The organism is Blautia wexlerae (assembly GCF_013300825.1).
GTDB classification, from domain to species: Bacteria; Bacillota; Clostridia; order Lachnospirales; family Lachnospiraceae; genus Blautia_A; species Blautia_A wexlerae_B.
In genome coordinates, this window is the sequence record NZ_JAAIMY010000056.1 from 1 (window position 1) to 8,660 (window position 8,660).

An 8,660-nucleotide genomic window follows, 5' to 3' on the forward strand; every position below is an offset into this window, starting at 1 on the left:
ATCCCGCATAAAATCAAGGTATATTAGAATGTAGAATTTACTTTTTCATTCAAGCTCTAACTCATCACTACTACTTTTACTTTTTTGCGGATCTTTCCAGATTTCACTGTGATATAGGCTGTTCCCTTTTTCTTTCCGGTGATCACACCACTGGAACTTACCGTTGCGATCTTCTTATTTGAAGAACTGTAGGTAACCTTCTCCTGGGAAGTGATCGGGCTGATGACCGGTTTCAACGTAAGTTTTTTATTTCTTGCAACGGTCACGCTTGATTTCAGTCCGGTGATCTTTGTTGTTCTTACTGTTGTTTTTTGCACAGTAACGGAAATGACCTGTTTCTTGCCGCTGGCCAGTGTAATGGTCACTTTGATTATTATTTGAATTCCAGCCCTCAGCCTTTTCATTGACAGAGGGCTAATTTTGGCTTAACAATTATTGAGCATCCCTTAACTGATCTACAATGCTGCATTTCGCTGCGTTATCATACATCATGCAAGGAATCAGCCACCCAAGCAGAAGAAATACCGGAATTGTCAGCAGGACAGGCAGAACGGTGAACCGATACTCAAAGAACCAGAACATACTGCCCAGCATTTTCCCCGCAAGAGGTCCCACCGCCATTGAAAGCACAAAGGCCACCGATACGGAAGACATTGCGTAAAACAACCCCTCGTAGATCAGCATGGTTTTGAGCTGTCGGGGCGTCATTCCTACAGCCTGAAGCACAGCAAATTCCCGGCGGCGGGAAAGAATACCGGTCATCATGGCGTTGAAGAAATTTAAGAGTCCCACCAGCCCAATGATAGCACAAAGGATACCACCGATCAGAAGGAACATCTGCCGGAACTGAGCAAACTCAGAGCGAACCGTGGCTTTGCTTTCATACATCAAGGGCGAAAACTCACCGGCCGTGAGCTTTGACAGATATTGCTCTGCTTCGGCCTCGTCAGCTTCGTCCGCTGTGTCGAACAGGTAGAGCATCGGAATGGCTGCACCACCGCTGTCCCTCTGTGCGGTGTCCACAGACAAAACTGCATCATAGCCAACGCCGCTATAACGATAACTCATGGAATTCGGAAGTTCTACCAAGGCGCAGACCGTGTACTCTACATCTCTGGCTCCATACAGTTTTTTCTGACGGTACTCCTCCGGTGTATCTTCGGTGCGGAGTTCTCCGGTGCGGCTGTCGATATATTTCACATCATCCGCATAGGTAGCCGTGATCGTGTCTCCCACCTTGGGGTAGTATTCAGGATTGAGCAGATTACCGTAGTCATCTAAGGAAACCGCAATGGCAATGGCGTTATTGTCCGGCTCCAGCATAGGAGAAATATCTCCGTCGAGCACTTGCAGCTTGTCAAACAGACTGTTATCCAGAGCCTCGATTCTGGTATCTCCCATCACCATATTGCCCCGGTGCTCCATGCGGCTCATATGGCTGTCCAACTGCTCGGCGCTTTCGTACCTTGCATAGTCCTGCCGCAGAGCATCCTCCGTCATCCACAGATATGCGGGTTTTCGCACAGCATATCCCGTGCCGGAAAGACTGGCCTTTGTGTTTGCTGCGATCTCTCCGATCTGTTCTGGCGTGATGAATTCATCTGCTGGGTTATAACGAAAATAGTCGGGAGTGCTGACGATAAAATCGGCGCAGGTCATGGCGGATACATACTTCTCCATGCTGAAGCCGCCCACAAAGGCACACAGCGCATTGAACAGTGTCACCGACAGTGCCAGAGACAACACCAGCAGTACCGTCTTTTTCTTGTTTCGTCCCAGATTGGCAAAGGCCATCTGATGGAGCTTTGCTCCTCGGATGCTGCGCCGTTTTTTCTTGGTCTGCATCACATCCGTATATTTGGTAGCCTCCACCGGAGAGACCTTGGCTGCCATTTTTCCGGGCTTGGAACAGGACAAAAGCACCGTCAACAAGGCGAACAGCATAGAACCAAGGAAGATCACAGGCGAAGTGCTGATGGTGGTGATGCCTGTATTCAACTGGATGGAGTGCAAGACAACAGGCATCAAAACAGCGCCGATGCCGTAGCCCAGCAGCAGCCCCGCCGGAATGCCGATCAGACAAAGCAGAAGTGCCTGCTGGCGAATGATGCGTTTGAGCTGCCGGGGCGTTGTGCCAATGGTTTTCAGAAGTCCGTAAAACCGGATATCCCCTGCAACAGAGATCTGAAAAATGTTATAGATGATAAGATACCCCGTGAAAATCACCAGCAGCAAAAAAGCTGCTATGGCGATCATCAGCTCTGGATCGAGCTGCGATTCCAGCTGGGATGAGGTATATCCCCAGTTGACGCCGATCCGGACGCTGTTGGGATCAGTATAGCTGTCCCATGTGTAGCCAAGATCGGTATCCACCTGCTCCATCTGCCCTTGAATGTTTGTGCCGGAGGTCAGCATGACATTCAAATCGGTGCGGAAAGGCTGTAACCCTGTTTTCACTGCCTGCGCTTCGATGTCATCTGCGTAATCACGGCTGATATTGATGTAGTGAACAGGCATTAGTTCATCATATTCCCAATAGCCCACCAGCGTAAAGGTATCTGTTACAGTAAAGGCGGTTTGATCCTTGTCCGTGATGGAATAGGAAACCGTGACCTCGGCGCCCAGCTCCGGCGTTACGCCAAGCAGCTGCAACGCTGCCGTATCCATGGCTACTTCTTTGCCGCTTTCGGGCATCCGCCCGGTAGTAGGGGTGGCATAGCTCCATTTGGTGCAGTTGGCATCCATGTAGCTGATCTCTGCAGGCGTTTTGGAAAAGACACCATCCACAGTGATGCCGATCACCTTCCGTGCCCCCGCAGCCTTCACCTTTGGATGAGCAGCGATACGTTCCGCCTGCTCGGGGGAAACATCTTTAAAGGTACCGTGTGCATAGCCACCTACCTGCCGAAACTGGTAGGTTTCATAACTGGCGTTCAACGACAAGACAATGGTGAACATGGACGTAAATAGCATCGTTGTCAGCGCAATGGCAAAAATGGCGATCAGATTGCGACGACGGTTCGCATAAAGAGATTTTAAGCTGAGTTTTCGAATACATTTTCGATTTTTGACATTCATCGTAGCCACCTCCCGTTAGTTCTGGGAGACGATCCGACCGTCTTCGATACGGATAATGCGGTCTGCCATCTGCGCAATTTCTTCGTTGTGAGTGATCATTACGATTGTCTGGGCGAACTTTTGACTGGTGACTTTCAAAAGGCTCAATACATCCTGGCTGGTTTTGGAATCCAGATTGCCGGTGGGTTCATCTGCCAGAATGATAGCGGGTGCTGCCGCCAGCGCACGGGCAATGGCTACTCGCTGCTGTTGACCGCCTGAGAGCTGATTGGGCAGCGCATCCAGACGATCATCCAGCCCAAGTGTCTGTACAATTTGCTGTACGAAATCCTTATTGACCTTGCCACCGTCCAGCTCAATGGGTAGAACAATATTTTCATACACATTCAGCACCGGAACAAGATTATATGCTTGGAACACAAAGCCGATTTTCCTGCGGCGGAAGATGGTCAGCGCTTCCTCCTTCAGGGAGAAAATATCCTGTCCGTCCACCATGACCGTGCCACTTGTAGGACGATCCAGCCCGCCCAGCATGTGCAGCAGCGTGGATTTGCCGGAGCCGGATGTGCCGACAATTGCAACAAATTCGCCCTTCTTTACACTTAAATCAACTCCATCCAACGCATGAACTGCGTTATTGCCGGAGCCATAAATCTTTTTCAGGTTTTTTGCCTGTAAAACTTCCATAAATGAGTACCTCCATGAAAAAATCTGTATGTATGAAAGGAAATGATCCTTTGATACATACAGATTATCGCATAGGATTCTTTCCACATTCTTTCCGGCAGAAAATGAAATCTAACAGTTTTGATAGAATTGTTGTTATTTCGGCAGAAATATGGAAAACGTACTTCCTTTTCCCGGAACGGAAGCAACCTTGATATAACCGCTCTCACCGGATATAATCTGTCGGGCAAGGTATAAGCCGATGCCAACCCCTTCTTGTTCCTGAACAGCATTTGAACGATAAAAACGGGAAAATATCTTTGCCTGCTCGTTTTCCGGGATACCTGAACCGGTATCCGATATATCGATCCTTGTAAACATTTCGTAACTTACGGTAGAAATCGTGATTGTTCCATGCTCCGTATATTTGATGGCATTGTCTACAATATTAGCCAGTGCTTCCGCTGTCCATTTGAAGTCAAATGTAGCGGAAATATCTGTATCGTACAGATATATGGATAATCCTTTTCCAGAAGCCTTGGCGGCATATTGTTCTACTACGCTTTCAAGCAGCGGCTGAAGTGATGCTTGCTGAGGGGAAAGTGAAATGATCCCATTTTCCAGTCTGGAAAGTTTTACGAGAGAATCAATCAGAAATCGTAGCTTTTCCGATTGTTTGTACAGTGCCTCCACGTTTTCCTTTGCCGATGCAGGCAGAGTTTCCTCCATCAAAAGCTCGCTGTATAACAGCAGGTTTGCAATCGGCGTTTTCGTCTGGTGGGAAATGTCCGCAATCAAGGATTTGATTTTGTCTTTTTCCTGTGCCATATTTCGAGAAGATGCTTCTGCGGCAGAAAGATAGTGTGCAAACTTTGTTTCCAAAGCAGACAGCTGGCTTTCATCAAAAGTGATTTCAGAAAAAGAACCGGTCATGGCAGCGTCCAGCATCCTTTCGATTTCTTCCATCGTTTTTCTGACCTTTCTCCGCTCCCATAATACAACAGCTGCCGCCGCCAGAGAACACAGCAGTATGATCACAATGCCGGTTTTATTCATCTTTTGTCACCCAGCTATAACCGATTCCATAGACGGTTTTAATGTATTTCTGTGCCCCAAGCTTATCCCTCAGACGCTTAATCGTAACAGACAAAGCATTTTCATCCACATATTCAGCACCATCTGTCCAGATCCTGTCTACAAGGTCTCCACGGGTCATGGTTCGACCACGATTTTCAACAAGCAGACGCAGTAATTTTTGTTCTGTTTTACTCAATTCCACTTTTGAATCTCCCACATAAAAGATCATTGCTTCAAAGTCAAAGTGAAAAAGATCAATATGGATCGGTGCATTTTTATGGCTTGACGTTTGCTTTCGCAGTTGGGTATTCACCCTTGCCCGCAAAACCGAAAGAGAAAAGGGCTTGGTAATGTAATCATCAGCGCCCCTCTCCAGTCCGTCCACGATGTCCAGATCGGTATCATTGGCAGTCAGCAGAATAACAGGAATCCCGGGTGTGGTTTCCTTGACCTCCCGTAGCAATTCAAGCCCACTGCCATCCGGCAGATTGATATCTAACAGGATCAGGGATACACCGCCGCAAAGCAGCTGCTCCTTCGCCGTTTTCAGGTCTTTGCAGGAAATAACCTTCCGATCATCTACTTTCAGTGCTTTGCATAAACCTTGATTCAAACCAATATCATCTTCAACAATCAATAATTGCTCCATATATCTCACTCCCTCGTTACTCAAAGGTATTCGGCAAAGATAATAAAAAGACACAAAAATAACCGCTTCAGCCTCGCAAACTGAACGGTTATTTTCAATCAATTAAGTATGTGGACAAACCGTCTATCGGTAGCACTCTTTTTCTATAATCATATTAGCACGCATGTGTGGAAATGTCAAAATTTTTCTTCATTCTCTTGGTTATTAATCTCCTTGATCAGCTGTACTGCCTTCTCTGCATCATAGGTTTTCACGAGTATATCCACACCATATATTCCAAATCCAGGTGCTCCATGCATTACAACATTCGCACCTGCTTCCTGCGAAAAAGCTGCTATTCCATTTTGCTTTAACATTTCTACTAGCCGTTCTGTCTCTACTATATTCTGTGCATTATAAATTTTTTTCCATTCTGTCTTAGATTGGGAAGTTTCTTTTCTCTCCTGAACATTTGGTGAATTCTGATCTCTTTTTCGATTAATAAATGCTAAGATCCTAAGAATAATAAATGACACAATAGTAATACCAGTCAAAAATCCCAATGCTAATCGTGTTATCTGTGTTTCTGTAGCTCCCATTCTAAATAAACATATACCATAGATGACTGTAAAAATTCCTGCACATATTACACTGGTGAGAAAATTTTGCCATATAGCAGCACTTTTTGGCAAACATTTATCCCATATTCCATTGTGCACCATAATAGAGGCATACAGGATTCCTCCTACTAAAGCAGCTACTGTCTCTCCTAAAATCAAACGAATATCCACCGTTAATAACATTTGAATAATAATCGCTAACACACTAATCACAAACATTGATGCAAATGCAACATTTCCAGCCTTTAATGCTTTTTGTTTCACCCATTCTTCATACACCGCAACTTTGTCCAGTGTTTCTTTCATCTCTTTATTCATAGTCTGGCTCCTTTCTCCGTCCAGGAGCTCTCTTATCTCAACATCGTAATACTCCGCAAGTTGAACAAGTATACTGAGATCTGGCATATTTATTCCTGTTTCCCATCTGGAAACTGTTCTTGCAGATACTTCAAACTTCTCGGCAAGCTGCTCTTGTGTAAGATTCTTTTCTTTACGACATTGCTTTAAAAAAGCTCCAATCTTTTTTGTATCCATGTCTCTACCTCCCTTCCTCTTACAGCTTACCAATATGCACCAAAATTACCACGACATAAAACGAGAATCCGCTAATTTTCAACCGGACATCGTATGTCTAAAACAAATAAACAGCATTTTCACCCCGAAAACATTCTATTTTTCTATAATTTATCTTTCTCTTTTATGTCTCTCCATAAGCAACAGAATAAACATAATAAACCATATCGCACATGCAATTAAACATCCGATTCCTGGTTTATCTGTACTCCTGCAATCATTTCCTGCAAAGAATCCTTTTATTTCAATTTTTATAATGTTTCAAGAAAACGCATGAATGCTTCTCTTCCCTCGGTCGTACATTTGTATACTCCTGCATCTTCCAGAACATGGGTAAATACGATTCCAATCTCTTTCTGAAGAATGCCATGGATGTTTTCTTTTGTGATTTCCGGATATTTCGGAAGGAACTTCTTAACCCACTCTGTATGTTTCTCAATCTGTTCATTTGAAGAAATATCTTTGCCTTCGAGAATATACTTTTCCAGAAGTTCCATCTCACCTTTTAATCTGGCCGGAAGAACTGCAAGTCCCATAACTTCGATCAGACCGATATTTTCTTTCTTAATATGATGATATTCTGCATGCGGATGATACACGCCCAGCGGATGTTCTTCTGTTGTAATGTTGTTTCTTAATGTCAGATCCAATTCGTAGATATCCCCTACTTTACGTGCAATTGGTGTAATTGTATTATGAGGCTCTCCATTGGTTTCAGCATAAATAAATGCTGCTTCGTCAGTATAACCTCTCCATACTTCCAGCACATGTGTTGCCAGATCTACCAAACGGTTAGAATCTTTATGACGAATACGAAGTACAGATAACGGCCATTTTACAATTCCAGCCTCTACATCTTCAAATCCCGGAAGTACCACGTGCTGCTCAATTGGTGCTTTTGCCATTGCAAATGTATAATGTCCACCCTGGAAATGATCATGGCTTAAAATCGAGCCGCCTACGATCGGCAGATCTGCATTAGATCCAAGGAAATAATGCGGAAACAGTTTTACAAAATCAAACAGTTTAATGAATGCATTTCTCTCGATTTTCATTGGAGTATGCTGGCAATTAAATACAATACAATGCTCATTGTAATATACATACGGAGAATACTGGAATCCCCAAGGAGTATCATTGATTGTGATCGGAATAATCCTGTGATTCTGCCTTGCCGGATGATTAACACGTCCCGCATATCCTTCATTTTCCGGGCAAAGAAGACATTTCGGATAGCTTCCGGATTTTACATTCCTTGCCGCGGCAATTGCTTTTGGATCTTTTTCCGGTTTGGACAAATTGATGGTAATATCAATCTCACCGTATGGACTGTCTACCTTCCACTTTTGATCCTTCTCTACACGATACCTGCGGATATAATTGCTGTCCTGACTCAATTTATAAAAATAATCTGTTGCTTCCTTTGGGCTTTCTTTATATTTATCCCAGAATTCTTTTTGCACCTGGCCCGGACGTGGCATCAGACAGTTCATTAATCTGGTATCAAATAGATCCCGGTATACAATACTGTCTTCGATCAGTCCTCTTTTTACGGCTTCGTCCAGCAATTCGCCCAATGTTGCTTCAAGATTAACAGGTTCCTCAATGTTGTCCGGTTTCTCATAGTCATCCTCATGAAAAACGTACAGCAGAAGATTTGTTGTGTAATTTCTTTCACATTCTAGTGTCAGACCTGTTGTAATCCCATACTGTACCAGTTTTGCAATGCTTTCACTTAACATTTTTCTTCCTCCTGTGCTTCACTTTTAAATTTATATTTTTGGTAACATATATACCGATTTCCCTGATAAGTCAACATACCTTGATCGCCTTTTTCCAATTCACGAAAATCTCCCTGTTGCATTTGAAATTCCATCAAACTTCCATCTGTCATCTCAAATACAACGCGAAACCAAGGTACATGTGCTTCAGACTGCATATGGGTATAGATTCCTTGCTTCTTGTGAACCTCACATGACTAAAGTCACATGCTTCCAGACGCTTTAGGCGTCAGACTG

7 protein-coding genes and 1 pseudogene are annotated in these 8,660 nt (G+C 44.2%); all 8 read right to left on the reverse strand.

The features are described from left to right. Positions 1 to 56 precede the first annotated feature (56 nt). Entirely contained in the window at positions 57 to 365 is a 309-nt protein-coding gene (locus G4417_RS17045) for an Ig-like domain-containing protein (protein ID WP_330598411.1), read from the reverse strand. A gap of 67 nt (positions 366 to 432) precedes the next feature. Then, positions 433 to 3,078, reverse strand: coding sequence for an ABC transporter permease (locus tag G4417_RS15990; protein WP_173717703.1), 2,646 nt, complete (start codon positions 3,076 to 3,078; stop codon positions 433 to 435). 15 nt (positions 3,079 to 3,093) lie between these two features. Next, on the reverse strand, positions 3,094 to 3,765 hold the full coding sequence (locus G4417_RS15995; protein WP_006858253.1) for an ABC transporter ATP-binding protein: 672 nt from the start codon (positions 3,763 to 3,765) through the stop codon (positions 3,094 to 3,096). Positions 3,766 to 3,900: 135 nt separating this feature from the next. Further along, positions 3,901 to 4,800, reverse strand: a complete 900-nt coding sequence (locus G4417_RS16000) for a sensor histidine kinase (RefSeq protein ID WP_118392952.1) — start codon at positions 4,798 to 4,800, stop codon at positions 3,901 to 3,903. Next, positions 4,793 to 5,470 (reverse strand): response regulator transcription factor, encoded by a 678-nt coding sequence (locus tag G4417_RS16005; RefSeq protein WP_173684180.1) that lies wholly within the window; start codon positions 5,468 to 5,470, stop codon positions 4,793 to 4,795. Before G4417_RS16005 ends, G4417_RS16000 begins: the two co-directional genes overlap by 8 nt. Positions 5,471 to 5,646: 176 nt before the next feature. Continuing rightward, positions 5,647 to 6,603, reverse strand: a complete 957-nt coding sequence (locus G4417_RS16010; protein ID WP_055053977.1) for a helix-turn-helix domain-containing protein — start codon at positions 6,601 to 6,603, stop codon at positions 5,647 to 5,649. Between the two features lie 290 nt (positions 6,604 to 6,893). Then, positions 6,894 to 8,384 (reverse strand): UDP-glucose--hexose-1-phosphate uridylyltransferase, encoded by a 1,491-nt coding sequence (gene galT / locus G4417_RS16015; protein WP_173684181.1) that lies wholly within the window; start codon positions 8,382 to 8,384, stop codon positions 6,894 to 6,896. Next, a pseudogene (locus G4417_RS16020) lies at positions 8,378 to 8,599 on the reverse strand (DUF2500 family protein); the annotation flags it as partial. The gene galT and the pseudogene G4417_RS16020, both read right to left, overlap by 7 nt. Positions 8,600 to 8,660 lie beyond the last annotated feature (61 nt).